Genomic DNA, 18,972 nt, shown 5'->3' with positions numbered 1-18,972 from the left:
GGGCCGACTCGTACGCGGATCCGGCGGCGTCGGTGCTCAGGCGTCGAGCGCGCGCCGAAGCGCCGACACGCCCGCGACCAGTCCGTCGCCGGCGTGGTCCCCGTCCCAGGTCACCGGAACGACGGTGTACTCGCGGCCGACGTCGAGTAACTGGCCACGGACGAAGCCGGCGAACCCGTCGTCGGTCACCGCGCTCCTGCCGTCGAGGTCGAGCACCTCGTGGGCGTCGGTCACGACGATGACCCGATCACGTGACCCGCCGAGCTTGGTACACAGTTTGGTGAACTTCTCCAGTTCGGCCGGCGGGGAGAGGTCGGCGAGCGTGGCGTCGGGCCCGTAGCCCTCGAAGTCCTCGATGCTCGTGACGAACACCAGCGTGCCCGCGCCGGCGATGTTGTCGACCAGCAGACCGGTCTCCGTCGAGAGTCGGCGTTTGAGACTCCCGGGGAGGACGTTGTCGGCCACGAACGACAGCCCGCGGCGGAGCCCGCGGCGGAGCGCGTCGGTGGCGCGGTTGACGTCCGCGTCGGCGGCGCGACCGACGATGCGTTTGATGGTCGCTTCGCCGACGTCGCCGATGTCGATGGGGACCGCCGACACGTACGTCAGACGGGACGGGTGGGTGGAGGGCAGGTAGACGAACTCGAAGTACTGCGGCCCGTGGTCGGCTCCGAAGCCGTCGACGTTGTTGTGTTCGCGGAGCGACTGCTTCATGTCGAGGAGCGCCGGCCCGCCTACCTTCGATTCGCCGTCGTACTCGTCGTCCTGGACGTGGTTGAGAAGCCCCGCCATCACCCCGATGCAGCGGAGGCGGGACGTGCCCAACACCGCGACGGAGCGGTAGTCACTGTAGAGGACGAACCAGCCGAACAACACCACGAATCCCGCGACTGAGACTGCGTCGATGGCCGGCCCGACCGGGCCGCCCACGGCGGGAACCCGATCGGCCGCCACCAGGTAGACGTCGAGAAACGCCACGGTACACAGGGTCGTCGCCGCGAGAAACAGCCCGACCGCCGCGGCGGGAAACTCGCGCCGTCTATTCCCGAACAGTTTCGGAGCGAGGCCGGTCGTCAGCCCCGCGACGCCGCCGACTGCGGCGACGTACCAGAACGCCACCCACTTCACTTCTTCCCGCCACCGGTTTTCGACGAACACGAGCCACGCGATCAGGAGGCTGTACGCCAGTATCGCGGGCCACCGCTGGTGGGTCTTCGTCCGGTCGACGACGAACAGCCCCAGCCACCCCGTGACGAGTCCGAAGGGAAACAGCACCGCGAAGTCGATGTCGAACCGGGGGGCAGTCAGGGCGAAGGCGACCGCGTGGCCGATGCCGCGGGCGTCCCACGCCCGATCCAGGAGCGCGCCGACGCGGACGGTGAGGAGACCGACGACGACCAGCGCCACGAACAGTTTCAGACGCGTCCGTTGTCGGTCGGTGAGCGGCCCGCCGGGTTCGGGGGCACCGCCGTCGGGTCGGACCGGTTCGCGCTCGCTCATTTACCGTGGCAGGTCCTCTTCGTCGAGGAACTCGATGGTCGATGGGTAGCCGACGACCTCGTGGTAGTCCTCGAGGAGCGTCGCCACCACCTCCTCGTGGGTCTGGTTGAGTAGGACCTCCGTGCCGTTGCGGTTGAAGTTCAGGACGTCCCGCCGGTAACAGAACCCGCCGTCGGACTCGTCGGGGAGGAAGTCGTCGTCGAGGTAGGTGAGGCCATCCAGCCCGTAGGAGTGGCGCTTGACGATGCCCGGCACCTCGTCTTGGGGGTTGTGGCGGTCGTCGCCGCCCTCGACGTCCGTCGTCGAGGTGTACGCGTCGCGACACTCGGTCGTGAAGATGCGGAGGTTGTCGAGGAACACGCCACGCAGGAACGTCGACATCGCGAAGTCGAACGAATCCGCGAACGCGCCCCGACCCACGATGTTGTGGTAGCCCTCCTCGGTGAACCGACGGTTGTCGACGATCTCCTCTTTGACCTCCGGGATCGCGGCTTCCTGACCGTCGACGTACCCGTCGAACAGCGGGCTCATGAACGCCGAGCCGATGCGGTGGCCCTCGTACTCCACCCGTTCGGTGTCGCCGTCGCGGATGTCCGCCTTGTTGATGGGGAGGTGCTCGCTCTCGACCTGTGGGAGGATGTCGGTCAGGGACTCCACGATCGCCGCTCGCTCGTCGCCCGTCCAGAGGGGGGCGTCGCTCAGGTCGTCCGTCCCCGAGAGTTGCCCCCGCGAGTACGGCTCTGTATCGACCTTGAACGGTCCTTCGGTGCCGCCCTCCTCGAAGGTCACGATCGAGTCGACGCTGTCGACGTCGGTCGCGTTCGAGTGGAACGTCCCTCCCAGATCCGAGACGATATTCGAGAGCGTCTCGTAGGCGTCGATCGTCGATTCGAGCGTCTCTAGCTCCCCTTCCCTCTCCTCTTTGCGCCGCTGGAACGTCGTCACCAGAACGGACCGCAGGAGGTCACTGACCGCGCCGTCCCGTAGCGCACCGACCAGCGCCTCGCCGGTGTCCGCGTTCTCGGCCTCCGAGTCCAAATTGCCGCTGACCGAACTCGGGTCCGCGCCGACGTCGTCGAAGTCGAAGTCGTCGAGGATGGAGGTCGCCCGGTCACGGACGTCGTCGTCCAGGTCGTCGTCCAAGAACTCCGAGGGGGTTGCGCCCTTCGCCTTCGCGTCGGCGAGTACCGACTCGGCTGCGTCCTTGATGTCGTCGAACTGGTCGTCCTCCCGGTCGTCGAGACTGTTGGTCCGCTCCTGGAAGTACTGCCCCTGAACGCTCGCCTCGAACTCCTCGTTCCACTTCGACAGGCGGATGAGTTCGCCCGGGAGTTCCGTGGTGCGCAGCCCCTCGTAGTCGCTTTGTAGGCCACCGATCCTCCCGTATCCCGCGAACGACAGCACCGCCTCCTTGATGCTACCGCGGTATTCCTCTGCTTTGAGCCGTTTCTGCTTCGCCCGCTTGACGTCCTTGACCGCACCTTCGATCATCTCCTCGTCGACGTCGTCACAGTCGGCGTCGTCCAGCAAGTTGGTGAGCGTCCCGTAGTCGTCGAACCCCGTCCCGTTGATGATGATGTTTTCGGGGTTGTTTGCGTCCTCGAGGTTGGTCTCCCGGTCTATTTTGGTTTCCAACTCGCTGAGGAGGTCCTCTATCTCGGATTTCGTGCTGAACAGCGAGTAGTACTGCTCGACCGCATCCTCCGCCTCCGTCTCCCACTCCTCGGCGAGTTCGCCGACCGCGTCACGCCCCGCCTCGGTGATGGCTTCGAGGGCGTCGATTTCGGTCGTCAGATCGCTTTTTTCATCGTCTAGATCGTCGATCAAGCCGTCGACGTTGACGGCGTAGCCTTGGTTATCCTCGGCGATGGCGGTGTCGATGTCGGTGGTGACGTCGTCGACCGGGTCGCTGTCGGTGGCGGCGACGCTGACGTCGTCGATGTCGTCCTCGTCGTCGATGGCTTCCCTCGCCTTGATGATGCCCGCCCGGCGGGCCACCAGTTCCACCTCCCTGACGACCAGTTCGACGAAGTCCCGCTCGTCGGCCGCCCACTCCCCGTCCTGTTGGTACTCGGCGGGGGTGCCGATGTTGTCCGCCAGTCGGCCGACGAAGTCCCGCGCGACCGCCGCCTCCCTGTCGCTGTCGTCCTCCCACTCGGCCTCGTCCTCCGAGACCGATTTGATGTCCTCGAACGCCTCCGATAGCTCCGACGCCGACTTGAACTCGAGTTCCTTCATCAGGGACTCGTCGAGGAGGTCCTTGAGTTCGTCCAGCCGGTTCCACAGGTCGAGGGCCTCCCCGCTCGGTAGCCGCATCGTCGAGCTATCGTCGGTCGTGCGCAGTTGCTTGACCACCTCGTCGCCGTGGTTCTCCTCGAGGTACGACCTCAGTTCGTCGTAGAGCGACTCCTCGGCGTCGAGGGCGGCCTTCTTGTCGTCGGTGAAGCCCTCGAAGTTGTCCTTGGTCTGCTCGATGTCCTCTTTCAGGTAGTGGAGGTATCTGGTGGTGCCGATGGTGAACGGGGCGTAATCCGGCGGTCCGTCGGTATCGTCCGTCTCGTCGACTTGGCTGTACGTGTTCGTCTGGTCGCCGGACACGTTGTAGAAGGCGTTGATGGTGTAGACGGCGGCCTTGTCGAAGGTGTCGTCTCTGATTGCGGGGTCGTATGGGAGGAGGACGCGCGCCTCGAAGAGGTTGAGCCCCGAGAGGGCGAGGTATTCGAGTTCGGAGAGCGCGGCGTAGGCGTTGGCACGGACGCTGTTGTCGTCGCCACCGCTCGGGTTCGGGAGGACGCCGAACAGCGTGACGGTCGCCCCGGCCTGCTTGATCCGGTGTGCGAGGTCGAGAAACAGCCCCGACCCCGTGCCACCGCCGAGACCGACGACGATGGCGACGTGGGGTTCGTCGTGGGTGTCGTTCCTGACGCTCTGTTCGACCTCACTGAGCGGGTCGCCCTTCCACTGGCTGATCCGGTAGATCGCCTTCGTGAGTCCCCGCATCCTGTCGACGCCGCCGCGTTCGAGCCCGGAGAGGGGGTCGAGCACGTCGCTGTCCCCTCCCTGTTGTAACCACCAGGCCTTGATGTTCTGGTCGAGTGCCAGCTCGCTGATGTCCGTCCGTGCGGTCACCCGTTCCGACTGGAGGTGTTTTTTGTGCGGCCCCTCGACGACGTTGATGACGCTCCCCTCGACGTCGGGAGCATTCTGGAGGCCGTACTCCTCCTCGATGGAGTCGACGGTCTCCTCGATTTCGTCCTCGATGTCGGTCGAGAGCGTCGACTTGTCGGAGTCGATGAAGTACGCGTAGAGCGGACGGGCGTCCTCGTCGGGTGCCTCGTCCCGCGGGTCGTCCCGGAGGACCTCCTCCAGGATCCACCGCTGTCGCATGAACGTCTTCCCCACCTCGGTTCCTCCCTCCCCCAAACAGACCAGATGATCCGGCGTCCGATACCGTGACATTGTACCAACACAGGATGGACCCACGCAATTAAATTTATGGAGGTGACATTAGTAGTGTACGAATGGTAACACTACGGTGCCCGGCTCGGTCGTGTTTCTACGCAAAGGCGACCGGCCGGAGCCACTCGGTCGCGGATTCCGGTTCGGGACTGGCGAACCGGTTTGACAGCCGACAGGTCTGTGCTGGCCCTCCGGTTCGTTCGACGTCGTCGTCCCCGAACTCCCGTGGTTGGCGCTGGCGGCACGGGGGGACTCTCCCACTCACCTACTCGTCGGCGTTCTCGGCGCTGTAGCGCCCGGACTCGCGGTCGTACTTCGAGAAGAGGTAGACGTGGACGAGGCCGAACACGCTGGCGCCGGCCCAGAACTGCCAGGGGAGCGGCTGTAGTCCGGAGCCGGGGACGTAGGGGTAGCCGATACTCGATTCGTCGACGATGTCCCCACTCGAGGGCATCACGCCGCTACCGGGCGCGTCGGGGATCGATCCCTCGGTCGCCGGGCCGCCCGGTTCGCCACAGACGATGCGGCCGACCATGCCGACGGTCTTGTGGGGCGCGCAGTAGTAGTCGTAGGTCCCCTCGACCTCGAAGGTGTAACTGTAGGTCGCACCCTCCGCTTCGAGGGTGCCGCTGTCGAACCCCGACGCGCCATCGGGGATGCGTTGGGTCTCCGCCGCGTCGTTGTCCGTCGAGTAGCTGGTCGCGCTGTGGGACCCGCTGGCGTTGACGAACCTGACGGTGTCGCCGGGCTGGACGTGCAGCCCGACGGGGTCGAAGTAGAAGCCCCCGCCCTCGGTCACCATATCGACCTCGTGGGTCTCGCCGTCGCCGCTCCCGCCGGAGCTCGAGACGGTCTCGTTCGCCGCGCCCCCGTTGCCGGTGCTGGTCCCGTTCTCGTGAGTCGTGGCGGCCACCGGAGCCGAGAGGGCGGTCGCCGTGAGACCACCGGCCCCGAGCCGTCGGAGGTAGGTTCGTCGGTTCATTTCGGGCCGAATTCGCCCGAACCTTTCGGGGTCCCGGTAGTAGGTCTGTCGGAATCGGTTGGTGGTCCCGGCCTGGTTGGACGCGAACGGAAGACGCATAAACCCAACCCCGAATATCTCGGGATAGGTAATGTTCCGGCCCACACCGACGGAGGCGACTCCGCCCGGCCTCCCGCGTCCCCGTGTCGGTCGGAGCACGCTAATCCCTCGCTACACATGAGTCACAGAGTACACAGCACGTTCCAGGTCGTTCATCGGCTCGTCGCCGGTGATCGTGGATGAGACGAGAGACGGCGCTCATCGTCCTGTTGATCGCCTCGGTACTCCTCCCGATGTGGTACGTCGCGCTCACGAGCGGCACCCCGGGCAGTGGGATCGGCCTCGGCGTCGGCGCGGACCCCGTCCCCGTCGATCCGGGAGCGGAGATCGACCCGACCGGGAAGTTCCTGCCGACGCCCGTGGAGGTGGGTCCGAACCAGTCCGGCGTGATCACGTGGGTCGCGCTGCTCGGCACCGTGGCCGCCATGGTCGGCGCGACGCGGTTTCTCGACCGACTCAGTCACGTCCGCGACTCCGTCGCCGAGTCCGACGTCGAGGCCGACGGCGGAACGCCGGTCGTGACCGTTCCTCCGTACCTGCAGACGGACACGCGCTGGATCGTCGACTACTGGCCAGCCCCCGCAAACCGGACGGGCCTGCTCGCGCTCGCCGGGCTCTCTTGGAGCACCGTCGTCTTCGCCGTGCTGGTGGGCCTCGAGACGGTGGGACAGGCGCGCAACCAGTTCATCGGCTTCTACGTCGGCATGCTGTTCCTCTCGCTGGCCGCCACCGTCCTGGTGTACGCCGCCTTCTTCGTCCCCTCGATCACCGTCGCCGAACGGAGGGACCACTGAATGCCGACCGACACGACACCCGACGACCCACACGACGAGATAGAGATCGAGCGCCGCCGAGTCGCGAAGGTGCTCGCCGCGGTCGGCGGCGTCGGTGCCGTCAGCGCCTTCAGCGTCTCCGCGCTCGCCGGCCTGAGCGAGTCGGGAAAGATCGAGGAACCGGACCCGCTGTTCGTCGAGGGGATCCGACTGGTCGACGCCGACGGCAACCCCCTCACGGCCTCGGACGCCATCCCACAAAACGAGGAACTGGAGCCGCTGACCGTCTACCCCGAGGAGGAGGGCGGCGGTGCGATCACCGAGGACCGCGCGGCGGTCCTGCTCGTCCGGTTCCCCCAGGATAGCTATCGGGAGCCGACGAACCTCGACGGCACCGTCGACGGCTACGCCGCCTACTCGAAGGTGTGCACCCACCTGGGGTGTGCCGTCAACGGGACCGAGGGGACTCAGCTCTACTGTCAGTGTCACGGCTCGGCGTTCGACCCGCTGCAGGGCGCGGAAGTGACCGGCGGACCGGCATCGAGCCCACTCCCACAGCTTCCCATCGGCGTCACTGACGACGAGGACGGACAACTGCTCCTGGCGACCGGCCCGTTCGAGGGCCCGGTCGGTCCCGAATGACAATGACAGGCGACAACGCGGACGACACGACGACCGACGACGAGGCGAACGAGTCCACGCCGTCACCCCGTTCGGACGGTGCCGGCTACGACAGGGCGACCGGCGGCGAACCGGTTCACGGGAGGGAGATCGAGACCCGCCGGAAGTACCCGAACAACCGCCTGTTCACCTGGCTCGACGACCGTCTCGAACTGAACCACGACGTCCTCGGGAAGGCGTTTCCCGAAGACAAGTACGGCTCCTTTCTCCTCGGCGAGATCGCCCTCTTCTCCTTTATCTTCCTGGTGTTGACCGGTTCCTTCCTCGGGCTGATGTACGAACCGATGGCCGCGGACGTGACCTACGAGGGTAACGCCGCGGAGTGGTCGGGTCAGGAGGTGCCGGGGGCGTTCGCGAGCGTCCTGTCGATCACCTACGACACGCCCTTTGGCATGTTCATGCGGATGGCACACCACTGGGCGGCGTACATCTTCATCGCTGCCATCGCGCTGCACATGTTCCGCGTGTTCTTCAGCGGTGCCTACCGCAACCCCCACGAGCCCAACTGGTTCGTCGGGAGCACCCTCCTCCTCATCGCGCTCTCGGAGGGCTTTTTCGGCTACGCGCTCCCGCTCGACGGGTTCAGTAAGGCGGCGACGACCATCGGGTTCAACATGACCGGCGAGGTGCCCTTCGTCGGCGAGTGGCTCCAGTCGCTCGCGTTCGGCGGGGCCTTCCCGGGGCAGGCCGCACAAGTGATCCCCCAGATGTACTTCCTGCACGTCTTCCTCTTTCCGGCGCTGCTGGCGGGGATCATCGGCCTCCACATGATGATCCTGATGCGCCAGAAACACACCGAACACGCGCCCAGTTCCCGGGACGGCGAGCGCACGCCCGACGCCGCCGACGACTCCTTCGTCGTCGGATCGCCCCTCTTCCCCCAGCAGTTCCTGCTCTCGACGATCGTCCTCTTGTTGACGGCCTCGACGATCTCCTTCCTCGCCGCCTTCTTCCCCGTCCAGCGCATCGCCGCCATCGGCCTCGAAGCCCCCTCCGATCCCAGCCCCGACTGGTTCTTCATGTGGGTGTTCGGCTCGCTGCGCATGGTTCCGTCGCAACTGTCGCTGGGTGGCACGACCGTCTCCCTCGGCGGGTGGGGGGAGTTCATCGGCGGCATCCTCGTCCCGATGGTTATCATCGGGGTCATGATCCTCTGGCCGCTGATCGACAACACCGACGAACCACAGCACTTCACCGCCGATCCCCTCGACCGCCCGGCCCAGACCGCACTCGGTGTCGGCGCGATCATGCTCACCATCGTCCTCTCCATCGACGGGATGCGAAGCACTGTCTCGGAGGTCCTCGGAATCCCCTCGAGCGTGCTGTACCCCTACTTGGTCGCGATGACGGTCGGCGTTCCGGTCCTCTATACGCTGATCGTGTACGCCCTGCTCAAGCGACGCAAGCGCCGGCTCGCCGGCTAGATGCGGATCCCGCTCTCGCCGCGGCGCTTCCGCTGGCTCGACCGTCTGAGCAAGGTTTTCGGACTCGTCCTGCTCGCGGTCGCGCTAGAGGGCTCCCTCGGCGAGTGGTCGCTGCTCGCCGGCGTCGCCGCCCTCGCGATCGGCGCCAGCACGATCTTTCTCGACCCCGCCGACTGACGCCGTCGACTACCCGCCTCCGAGTTCTCGACGGAGGAAGAACCCGGCGAGGACGACAGTGCAGACGCCCAGAATCAGGATCCCGAGCGTCCCGAGCACGCCGGAGTAGAAGAACAGTTGCACCGCGATCCGACCGGCGAGGAGGCGCCTGGCGGCGAGGCCGCCCGTCGCCAGAACGAACGCGACCGCCCAGAGGCCGATCCCGAGCGCCGCCGCCCGCGCCAGCCACGGGTGGACGAACCGATCGAAGAAGCCGTCGGCCGCGGCCGGGCCGGGCGGACGCTCGCGCATCTGTCGGTGCTCGCTTTACTCGCGGCCTATTTCCCGATTTCGAAGTCGCGGTGGCTCGACCCTCGCCGTCATCGGCGGTGATCCGGAGATCCGGCGTCGTCCACTCGGTAGCGCGGGCGACGACACCCCCACCCCACCCGGATCGGGCGTACGTCCCCCGCCGCGGCACGAAAGCGTATGGTCCTCCGCTGTAGACACCCCACACATGCCTCGGTGCACCCGACGCGCCGTTCTCCGAACGCTCGGTCTCGCCGCGACCGCCGGCGTCGCCGGCTGTCTCGCTGCCCCCCGTTCCGATCCCGACCCCATCGACGACGGTCGCCCGGCGTCGACGGCCGCGGCGACCCAGTTCCGCGGCGGCCTCCAACGGCTGGGCGTCGCCCCCGACGCGACGGTTCCGATGGATCCGGTCGTCGAGTGGGTCCGTCGCGACCTGAACACGGGGGAGCACACGGCGGCGAAGGCGAGTCCCGTCCCCACCCCGGACGGCGATATCGTCGTCCCCGGCGACGCCGGCGAACTGTGGCGACTCACCCCCGAGGGCGACCGCGTCTGGACCGCGGCCGTCGCGGAGGCGGCGCGGGGCATCCACGGGACGCCGGCCATCGCCAACGGGACGGTGTACGTCGGCGCGTACGACGGCGCGCTCTACGCCGTCGACCTCGCGACGGGCGAGCAGTTCTGGCGGCGGCGCCTCGGCGACGCCATCGGCTCCAGTCCGGGCTACCGCGACGGGGTCGTCTACATCGCCGTCGAGTACGACGATCCCAGCGGCGCGATGTTCGGCGTCGACGCGGTCACCGGCGACGTGGTCTGGGAGGACCGGCGGCCGACCGACCACCCCCACTCGACGTGTGCGATCGACCGCGACGCCGGGCGGCTCGTCGTCGGCGCGAACGACGGCGTCCTCTACGCGTGGACGTACCCCGAACCGGCGTTCGAGTGGTCGGTCGAGACGGGCGGCGCGATCAAGGGACCGATCGCGACGTTCGGCGGGAGCGCCTTCTTCGGGTCGTGGGACGGGTCGATCTACCGGGTCGATCTCGATGACGGCACCGTCGAGTGGGCCGTCGACACCGAGGACATGGTGATGTCCGGGCCGGCGGTCGACCCCGAGACGGGGACCGTCTACGTCGGAAGCCACGACTCGCGGCTCTACGCCCTCGACGCCGAGACCGGGACACGGCGCTGGACGTTCGACACGGGTGGCCGGATCACCGGCTGTCCGACCGTCGCCGGCGACCTCCTCCTCGTCGGATCCTACGACCGCTCCTGCTACGCCGTCGAGACACGGACGGGCGAGGCGGTCTGGGCGGTCGACGGCGTCGGCCACGTGACGAGTTCCCCCGCGGTCGTCGACGGCGCGGTCTACTTCGCCGATCGTGCGTCCGCCACCCACCTCTCGGATGAGGACGGACCGACGGGTGGGGTGTACAAGGTCGCAGCCGCCGATCGGTGACCGGTCGTAGTGTCGCCGCGCCGTGGCGACGCGCCCATCGTGCAATCGCACCCGCGCGCCGCTCGGACGGAGGGCCTAAGAGTCCGTCGCGCCTACGCGTCGCCGATGAGCGAGGCACTGCTGATCGTCGCCCACGGCTCCCACCTCAACCCGCGGTCGAGCACCCCGGCCCAGGACCACGCCGACACGATCCGCGCCTCGGGCCGCGTCGACGAAGTCCGGGAGGCGTACTGGAAGGAAGAACCGTCGTTCCGGAACGCGCTTCGGACGGTGACCGCCGACGAGGTGTACGTCGTCCCGCTGTTCGTCAGCGAGGGCTACTTCACCGAGCAGGTCATCCCACGGGAACTCCGCCTCGACTTCGAGGCCGCGGACTGGGACTCCGACGGGACGAGCGCCGACCACGCGACGTTCACGCCGACCGACGTCGACAAGACGGTCCACTACTGTGGCCCGGTCGGAACCCACGACGCGATGACCGACGTCATCGTCCGGCGGGCCGAGACGGTGACGGGCGACGACGACGTCGGCGCGGGCGTCGGCTTGGCGGTGGTCGGCCACGGCACCAACCGCAACGAGAACTCCGCGAAGGCGATCCAGTACCACGCGGACCGGATCCGCGACCGCGACCGGTTCGGCGAGGTCCGGGCGCTGTTCATGGACGAAGAGCCCGAGGTCGACGACGTCACCGACCACTTCGAGAGCGACGACATCGTCCTCGTCCCCCTCTTCGTCGCCGACGGCTACCACACTCAGGAGGACATCCCCGAGGACGTGGGCCTCACCGACGACGGGCGCGGTGGCTACGCGGTGCCGACCCGGATCGACGGCCACGACGTCTGGTACGCCGGGGCCATCGGCACCGAACCGCTGATGGCAGACGTGGTGCTCGAACGCGCGGCCGACGCGGGGGCCGACGTCGACGCCCACGACCCCCGCGACGGGACGACCGATGCCGCCCGGGCCGACGGTGACTGAGATGTCCGGGCCGACGGCGACCGATCCGGCCGAAGCCCTGCGGACGGCCGCCGCCGACGGCGTCGACTTCGACGGCCTCGAGGCGACCCGCGACGACGACGGCTTCCACCTCGCCGTCCCCGAGGCCCGCTACGACGGCCTCTCGGCGTCGGCCTTCCTCGACGCCGCGCGGGGCCACGAAGCGTACGTCGAGGACTGGTTCTTCTGGCACCAGCACGCCCCGCAGGACGACGCCTCGTGGGCCTTTCTCCGGTGGGTCGAGCGGGCCGACGATCCCCTCCCCGAACGTCGCACCCGCCTCGCCGACGGGACGGCCCGCGAGTGGGGCCAACTCCTGATCGAGACCCGGACGGGAGAACGTGGCCGCCGGCGCTACGACCTCCGGCACGTCGACGACGCCGACACGGACGACGACGCCCTGTCGGTCCACACCGACCCCCACGATGCCCGACGAATCCGCAAGACCGACGACGACGGCCGGTACCGACCGCTGTCGACGGCTCCCACGCTGCCCCACGGCTGGGCGTTCGCGGACCTCGGCCCGGCGGCCCTCGTTCGGGCCGTCGAGGGGTTCTACCCCGCGACGATCGGGAACTGGCACCGCGAACGGGAGGGCCGTCTCGACGTGACTCACTGGACGGAGGCCGTCGCCCGACAGACCGGCATCTACGGCGTCGTCGAGACGTGGGACCGGGGCGAGGGTCACGAGCACGTCAACTGGGTCGCCGAGGCCTGCTGTGCCGACTCGGAGTGTCTCAAGCGCCGGGAGTGGGCGTACGACGACGAGACGCCCCTCGACGTCCCCGGCGGCGACGGCGTCTTCCCGTGTCGCGAGCCCTGTTCGCTGGTGATCGCCGCCGCGCGCCGGTGGACCCGGATGGAGGCCGAGGCGTCCCGAACCTACGAGTTCGACCTCACGCCGAGCGAGAAAGCACAACTCGAGGAACTCGTCGACGCCGTCGCGGACGGCCGGACCGACGAGATTCGCGAGGCCGACACGTCCGACGGCGCGAACCGCTACCGCACGCGATACCTCCGTGCCAAACTGTTCGACGACGAGGGTAACCTCTGTGGCGTCCCGACCGAGGCCGACGACGCCGATACCGAGTGACGGCCACTCCCGACCGGAGCGTATTCCTGCCGGGGTTCCGTATCGCCCCGCGAGATGGTCTCTCAGCGAGCCGCCGACGTGACCCCGTTCATGGCGATGGACGTGCTCGAGCGGGCGAACGACACCGACGACGTGATCCATCTGGAGGTGGGCGAACCCGACTTCTCGCCGCCGGACCGGGTGGTCGAGACAGCCGTGGAGTCGCTGCGGGCGGGGCACACGAACTACACCGCCGCGCGGGGGAAGCCGGCGCTCCGGCGCGCCATCGCCGACCGCTACGACCACGTGTACGGCGTCGACGTCGACCCCGACCGGATCGTCGTCACTCCGGGTTCCTCGCCCGGCCTCCTCCTCGCGATGGCGACGCTGGTCGACCCCGGCGACGAGGTGGTCCTCACCGACCCCCACTACGCCTGCTACCCCAACTTCGTCCGGACGGTCGGCGGCCGGGTCGAGACGGTGCCGTTGCACGCGAGCGACGGCTTCCGCCCGCGCCCGTCGGCGTTCGAGGCCGCCGTCGGCGACGACACCCGCGCCGTCCTGCTCAACTCGCCCGCGAACCCGACCGGCGCGGTGCTCTCCGGCGGGACGCTCGACGCCATCGTCGACGTCGCGGACGCCGTCGACGCGACGCCCGTCGTCGACGAGATCTACCACGGACTGTCGTACGACGCGACCGACCACAGCGTCCTCGAGTACACCGACGACGCGTTCGTCCTCGACGGCTTCTCGAAGCGGTTCGCGATGACGGGCTGGCGACTCGGCTGGGTCGTCGTCCCGCCGGGGTACGTCGACGCGGTCAACCGCCTCGCCCAGAACGTCCTCATCTGCGCGCCGAACTTCGTCCAGGACGCGGGCGTCGCCGCACTGGAGACGCCGCCGGAGCACCTCGCCGATATCAGGGCGACGTACCGCGAGCGCCGCGACCTCCTCGTCGACGCCGTGGCCGACTGGGGACTCGGCCTCGACTACACCCCACAGGGGGCCTACTACCTGCTCGCGGACGTGAGCGACCTCCCCGGCGACTCGCTGGCGGTCGCCGACCTCCTCCTCGAGGAGGCGGGCGTCGCGGTCACACCCGGCCTCGACTTCGGCGAACGCGCGGCCGACTACCTCCGCCTCTCCTACGCGACCGACGCCGCGGCCATCGAGGAGGCCATCGACCGGATCGAGCGGGTGCTTGCGACCGTCGAGCGCGCGTGACCGCCGGGTGTCGTCTCGCTCGCCCGTCCGTCGGTCGCTCGTCGCCAGCTATATGCTCGCCCGTCCGTCGGTCGCTCGTCGCCAGTTATATGCTCGCCCCCCGCGTTCCCGCCCCATGGCCGGCGCTTTTGCGCTCCTCCGGTCGCTCGACACCGGGCGGCTCCGGGCCGTCGCGCTCGCCCTCCGGCGCGACCCCCCGACGCCGCGCCCCCGCGAGACGGATCCGTCGCTGGTCGACCGGGTCGAACGGCCGTTCGACTCGGTCGACGACGTCTTTCGCCGCCTGCGTGACCTCGAACGCCGCCTCCGCGACCGCGACGACCGCCGCGCCGTGTTCCTGACGATCTACACCCGGATGACCGCGGCAGTCCGCGACGCCATCGCGAACGGCCGCTTCGCCGACCCCGACTGGATGCGCCGCTACACCGTCACCTTCGCGGACTACTACCGCCGGGCCTTCCTCGCCTTCGAGCGGGGTGCGTACGACGCCGTCCCCGCCCCCTGGCGCGTCGCCTTCTCGACCGCCCTCGACGGCTCGGCGCTCGTCGCGCAGGACGCCTTCCTCGGCATCAACGCCCACATCAACTACGACCTCGCGCTTGCGCTTCGGGACGTGGGCCTGTCGCCGAACCGGGACCGCAAGCACGAGGATCACCTGCGGATCGACGCCGTCCTCGCCGGCCTCCTCGACGCCCAACAGGAGGCGCTGGCCGACCTCTACGCACCGGGGCTGTCGACGGTCGACGCCACGCTGGGGCGGTTCGACGAGGCGCTCTCGCTGTTCTCGATCACCGAGGGTCGGGCGCAGGCGTGGCGCGTCGCCGTCGTTCTGGCCGACGTCCGGCTCCCGCCGCTCCGGGCGGCCACACGGTGGCTCCTCCATGCCACCGCGGTCGGCGGTGCGGCCTTCGTCCGCTCTCCGCCGGTCGATCCCGCGGTGCTCTCGGCCCTGGGGCGGGTCGAGCGCGACCGCGGGCCGCTCGCCGGGGTGCTGACCGACTTTGCGGAGCGACTCGACGCGGTCGGGTAGTCAGTCGTCGTCGGCGGACCGGGCGTCGGGGAGACCGGGTTCGACCCCGCGTCGCTTGGCGTCGAGCGCCGAGAGACCGTACACCACCCCGACGAGCGCGGCGACCCCGACCGGAAGCAAGAGCCACGGAGTGACGCGGGTGTACCCCCAGACGACGAGCAGGGCGGCCGCGACGACGGCGACGGTGACCGCGTAGTACAGTTGCGTGCGGACGTGGTCGATCAGGTCCGCGCCGGCGAACGTCGCAGAGAGGACGGTCGTATCCGAGATGGGCGAGGCGTGATCGCCGAAGATGGCGCCGGAGAAGACGCTCCCGACGAGCGCAGCCACCATCGTGTGGTCGCCGGTCAACTCCCACGCGACCGGGACGGCGATGGGCGTCACGATGGCCATCGTCCCCCACGAACTGCCGGTCGAGAAGGCGACGAACGCGGCGGTAAAGAGCACGACGACGGGCAACAGCGCCGGATCGAGCACCTGCCCGGCGACCTCCCCGACGTACTTGCCGGTACCGAGGGCCTCGACGACGTTGCCGATGGACCACGCGAGCACGAGGATCGTCACCGCTGTCAGCATGATCCCGAAGCCGTCGATCGTCGTGTCGACGCTCTCGCCGAGCGTCAGCCGGTCGGTGGCGATGCCGATGACGTACGTCGAGACGACCATGGCGAAGGAGCCGAAGATGAGCGCCATCGCGTAGTCGGCCTCGGTGATCGTGTCGTACGCCGACGCCCCCGGCGTGTAGCCGGTCCAGAGCGCCGTCCCCACCGTCGCGGCGATCAGCACGCCGATGGGGACGAAGAAGGCGTAGAGACGCGGGTTCTCGACGTTCGGTTCGCCGAGTTCGGCCGCCACGTCCTGCATCGGCCGCGCGTCCTCGCGGGTCACCCGCCCCGTCTCCGCCGCGCGCCGCTCGGCGGTGAGCATCTCGCCGTAGTCCCGCCCGCTCACCACGACGATGGCGACCATCGCGAGCGCGAGGATCGCGTACGTGTTGTACGGGATCGACCGGAGGAACACCTCGAAGGCGTTGGGCACCTCGCTCGCGGCGATGGCGGTCGCCTCGTACCCCGACTCGATCATCGACAGCTGGAACGCGACCCACGAGGAGATGGCGAGCGTCGACACCGGAGCGGCCGTCGAGTCGACGAGATACGACAGTTTCTCCCGCGAGATCCGGAGGTGATCGGAGACGTCGCGCATCGTACTCCCGACGACGGCCGTGTTGGCGTAGTCGTCGAAAAAGAGGAGGAGGCCGAGCAGCCACGTCGCGACGCCGACCTTCCGGCGTGTGTCGAGGCGCTCGATGGCCCAGTCCCGGACCGCATGCGAGCCGCCGAGTCGCCAGATCATCGCGACTGCCGAACCGAGCAACAGCGTGAAGATGATGATCTGGGCGTGGAACGTGCTGTCGCCGATGGCGGCGGCGATCCACTCGAACGTCTGTCTCAGTCCGATCCCGCCAGTGAAGACGACACCGCCGGACCACACGCCGAGAAACAGCGACAGCACTGCCTTCCGTGTCACGATGGCCAACCCGATGGCGAGCAACGGGGGGACGAGCGACAGTGCACCGAACTCCGCCATGCCGACCGTTTCCCCCCGTCGGTAGTTAGTAGTTCCCGACTCGGCCCGCCCCGAGTTCGTGGATGCTTTTATGCTGTCAGCTTACCTTCCTTCGTGTATGGTTTCCACCGGAGACACTGCACCCACGTTCACGGCGACGCGCGGTACGGCCGACCACGAACAGTTCGACCTCGCTGACCACCTCGGCGACGGCCCGGTCGTCCTCGCCTTCTTCCCCGGCTCGTTCACTCCACCCTGCCGCAGCGAACTGGTCACGTTTCAGGAGCGCTTGAGCGAGTTCGAGGACGCCGGCGCGACCGTTCTCGGGATCAGCGCCGACTCGCCGTTCTCGCAGGGTGCGTTCCGCGAGGAGAACGGCATCGAGTTCGACCTCGTGAGCGACATGGGCGGCGAGGCCATCGGGGCCTACGACGTGGAGATCGACATTCCGGACCTCGGCCTCCACGGGATCGCCAACCGCGCCGTCTTCGTCGTCGATTCGGACGGCGTCGTCACGTACCAGTGGATCGCCGACGACCCGACGAACGAACCCGACTACGACGCCATCCTCGACGCGGTCGAGTCGGCCTGACACACCGCTGATCACCGTTGGATCGCCGACCGCAGGGTCGCCAGAACCGTCCCCTCGGTCGGCTCGAACCGCCGGAGTTGTGCCGCGTCGGTGAAGGCTGCCCGCCCGAGGAGGTGGCTCGCCGTCATGCTGGTCAGCCCGCCCGCAGCGAAGATCATGCCCATGATGACGAACTGGTACTCCGCGGCGTAGATTGGGTTCGCCCCGCCCAGGATCATCCCCGACATCATCCCCGGGATGTACACCAGGCCGAGCGTCCGCATCGCGTCGACGACGGGGATGAGCGACGCCCGGACCGACTCGGTGACGAACTCCGAGACGGCCCGTTCGGGGGGGACGCCGAGTGCGAGTGCCGCCTCGATCTCGTCCTTGTTGGACTCGATCTCCCCCTGAAACCGATCCAGCGTCAGCGAGTTGGTCTTCATCGCGTTCGCGATGATCATCCCGCCGACCGGCACGAGGTTGCGGACGGTCCGTTCGATGGCACCCGCCGCGACCATCGTCACGATGACGACGGCGGAGCCGACACCCAGCGAGACGACGGAGATGCGGAAGGCGTCGGGGACGCGGTCGCCCCGCTTGCGCGACTCCCAGGCCGCGTAGCCGACCATCGCCGCGAGCAGAAGTCCGGAGTACGACAGTGGGATGGTGAAGAGGACGCCGATCAGCGCCCCCATCGCCACTACCTGCACGAAGCCCCGGACGAACGATCCGCCGAGTTCGCGCTCCAGGTCCAGATCGCGGATCGAGGAGAGCCCGATCACGACGGCCGCGAGCGCCGACGCGGCGGCGACCTGCACCAGTCCCTCGACGACGACGGGATCGGAGAGTCGATCCGGGAGTGCGATCACGTCATCACCTCCCGTGGCGACCCCACGTCGGTAATCCTGCCGTCGACGAAGCGGGCCGCGCGGTCGGCCAACCGCTCGGCCTGTCGCTCGTCGTGCGTGACGAGAACGACCGTCCGCTCCCCGGTCGCGAGCAGGTCGGCCAGCAGGCGCTCGATAGCCGTCTCGGACTCGCCGTCCAGGCTCGCGGTCGGTTCGTCCAGCAGGAGTACCTTGGGGTCGTTGATCACCGTCCGCGCGATGGCGACGCGCTGGGCCTCGCCGCCCGACAGATCGCTCGCCCTGCGGTCGGCGTAGCCCGACAGCCCCACGTCGTCGAGGAGGTGTTCGACGCGCCCCTCGTCGATCGCCTCACCCCGAAGCCGGGGGCCGAGCGTGACGTTCTCGCGGACGGTCCCCTCCCGCAGCGCGGGAGCCTGTGGCACCATCCCCACCCGCTTGCGGAGTCGCTCCGGCGGAATCGTCCGGTAGTCGGTCCCGTCGAGGTACACCGTCCCCCCCGTCGGTTCGTCGAGGCGGTTGAGCAACCGGAGAAACGACGACTTCCCCGCCCCCGAGGGGCCGACGATGGCGACGGTTTCCCCGTTCTCGACGGCGAGGGACGCCCCGTCGACGATTCGCTCGTCGTCGAGTTTGTACTCCAGCTCGGCCGCACGAAGTTTCGTCATTGGGTGGCCTCCGGGCGTGTCCGTACCGGCCGTAACATCCCGGCCCGCATCAACGTTCGGACCCCGGCGAGGTCGGCGTCGTGGTGGACGTGGGCATGGGACACGGTTCTGCCAGTCTCGATTTCCGCGAC

The 18,972-nt window shown here is 68.5% G+C and carries 17 protein-coding genes; 10 read left to right on the top strand and 7 right to left on the bottom strand.

What is annotated here, in order from left to right; genetic code table 11:
- Positions 1–36 precede the first annotated feature (36 nt).
- The 3 genes from NBT81_RS01390 to NBT81_RS01380 all read right to left on the bottom strand — a co-directional run bounded on the left by NBT81_RS01390 (position 37) and on the right by NBT81_RS01380 (position 5,941).
- Positions 37–1,500: a hypothetical protein gene (locus tag NBT81_RS01390; RefSeq protein WP_338740509.1), complete on the bottom strand. Its 1,464-nt coding sequence runs from the start codon at positions 1,498–1,500 to the stop codon at positions 37–39.
- Positions 1,501–4,959, bottom strand: coding sequence for a tubulin-like doman-containing protein (locus NBT81_RS01385; protein WP_338740507.1), 3,459 nt, complete (start codon positions 4,957–4,959; stop codon positions 1,501–1,503).
- A 265-nt stretch (positions 4,960–5,224) separates the two neighbouring features.
- Positions 5,225–5,941 (bottom strand): plastocyanin/azurin family copper-binding protein, encoded by a 717-nt coding sequence (locus NBT81_RS01380; protein WP_338740506.1) that lies wholly within the window; start codon positions 5,939–5,941, stop codon positions 5,225–5,227.
- 278 nt (positions 5,942–6,219) lie between these two features.
- Here NBT81_RS01380 and NBT81_RS01375 point away from each other — a divergent pair, with 278 nt between their 5' ends.
- Genes NBT81_RS01375 through NBT81_RS01360 form a run of 4 tightly spaced genes read left to right on the top strand, consistent with a single transcriptional unit; the run spans position 6,220 to position 9,095 of the window.
- Positions 6,220–6,834, top strand: coding sequence for a hypothetical protein (locus NBT81_RS01375; RefSeq protein WP_338740504.1), 615 nt, complete (start codon positions 6,220–6,222; stop codon positions 6,832–6,834).
- Positions 6,835–7,455, top strand: a complete 621-nt coding sequence (locus NBT81_RS01370; protein ID WP_338740502.1) for a Rieske (2Fe-2S) protein — start codon at positions 6,835–6,837, stop codon at positions 7,453–7,455. It begins immediately after the preceding gene.
- A gap of 2 nt (positions 7,456–7,457) precedes the next feature.
- Complete coding sequence (locus NBT81_RS01365) at positions 7,458–8,918, top strand: cytochrome bc complex cytochrome b subunit (protein WP_338740500.1); 1,461 nt, start codon at positions 7,458–7,460, stop codon at positions 8,916–8,918.
- A complete protein-coding gene (locus tag NBT81_RS01360) occupies positions 8,919–9,095 on the top strand; it encodes a hypothetical protein (RefSeq protein ID WP_338740498.1) in 177 nt (58 codons plus the stop codon). It abuts the gene before it with no gap.
- Between the two features lie 9 nt (positions 9,096–9,104).
- Here the strand turns inward: NBT81_RS01360 and NBT81_RS01355 are convergent, their stop codons facing one another.
- Complete coding sequence (locus NBT81_RS01355) at positions 9,105–9,386, bottom strand: hypothetical protein (RefSeq protein WP_338740496.1); 282 nt, start codon at positions 9,384–9,386, stop codon at positions 9,105–9,107.
- A 205-nt stretch (positions 9,387–9,591) separates the two neighbouring features.
- Between NBT81_RS01355 and NBT81_RS01350 the strand changes: the two genes are divergently transcribed.
- The 5 genes from NBT81_RS01350 (at position 9,592) to NBT81_RS01330 (ending at position 15,167) form a co-directional block, all read left to right on the top strand.
- Entirely contained in the window at positions 9,592–10,845 is a 1,254-nt protein-coding gene (locus tag NBT81_RS01350; RefSeq protein WP_338740494.1) for a PQQ-binding-like beta-propeller repeat protein, read from the top strand.
- A 105-nt stretch (positions 10,846–10,950) separates the two neighbouring features.
- On the top strand, positions 10,951–11,823 hold the full coding sequence (locus tag NBT81_RS01345; protein WP_338740492.1) for a CbiX/SirB N-terminal domain-containing protein: 873 nt from the start codon (positions 10,951–10,953) through the stop codon (positions 11,821–11,823).
- Position 11,824: 1 nt separating this feature from the next.
- Entirely contained in the window at positions 11,825–12,934 is a 1,110-nt protein-coding gene (locus NBT81_RS01340) for a DR2241 family protein (protein ID WP_338740490.1), read from the top strand.
- A gap of 54 nt (positions 12,935–12,988) precedes the next feature.
- Positions 12,989–14,137 carry a pyridoxal phosphate-dependent aminotransferase gene (locus NBT81_RS01335; RefSeq protein WP_338740488.1) on the top strand — a complete coding sequence of 383 codons (1,149 nt, stop codon included), beginning with the start codon at positions 12,989–12,991 and terminating at the stop codon, positions 14,135–14,137.
- Between the two features lie 115 nt (positions 14,138–14,252).
- On the top strand, positions 14,253–15,167 hold the full coding sequence (locus tag NBT81_RS01330) for a DUF5995 family protein (protein WP_338740487.1): 915 nt from the start codon (positions 14,253–14,255) through the stop codon (positions 15,165–15,167).
- Here NBT81_RS01330 and NBT81_RS01325 read toward each other — a convergent pair whose 3' ends face one another.
- Positions 15,168–16,754 (bottom strand): Na+/H+ antiporter NhaC family protein, encoded by a 1,587-nt coding sequence (locus NBT81_RS01325; protein WP_338740485.1) that lies wholly within the window; start codon positions 16,752–16,754, stop codon positions 15,168–15,170. It lies immediately after the preceding gene.
- Positions 16,755–16,851: 97 nt separating this feature from the next.
- Here NBT81_RS01325 and NBT81_RS01320 point away from each other — a divergent pair, with 97 nt between their 5' ends.
- Positions 16,852–17,325, top strand: a complete 474-nt coding sequence (locus NBT81_RS01320; protein ID WP_338740483.1) for a redoxin domain-containing protein — start codon at positions 16,852–16,854, stop codon at positions 17,323–17,325.
- Positions 17,326–17,336: 11 nt separating this feature from the next.
- Here the strand turns inward: NBT81_RS01320 and NBT81_RS01315 are convergent, their stop codons facing one another.
- Together NBT81_RS01315 and NBT81_RS01310 are read right to left on the bottom strand one after the other, a co-directional pair.
- Positions 17,337–18,176: an ABC transporter permease gene (locus NBT81_RS01315; RefSeq protein WP_338740481.1), complete on the bottom strand. Its 840-nt coding sequence runs from the start codon at positions 18,174–18,176 to the stop codon at positions 17,337–17,339.
- Complete coding sequence (locus NBT81_RS01310) at positions 18,173–18,841, bottom strand: phosphate ABC transporter ATP-binding protein (RefSeq protein ID WP_338740479.1); 669 nt, start codon at positions 18,839–18,841, stop codon at positions 18,173–18,175. The genes NBT81_RS01315 and NBT81_RS01310 overlap by 4 nt, the downstream gene beginning before the upstream one ends.
- Between the last annotated feature and the right edge of the window lie 131 nt (positions 18,842–18,972).

Source organism: Haloplanus sp. CK5-1 (assembly GCF_037201915.1).
GTDB classification, from domain to species: domain Archaea; phylum Halobacteriota; class Halobacteria; order Halobacteriales; family Haloferacaceae; genus Haloplanus; species Haloplanus salilacus.
This window is presented reverse-complemented; position numbering and strand designations above follow the sequence as displayed.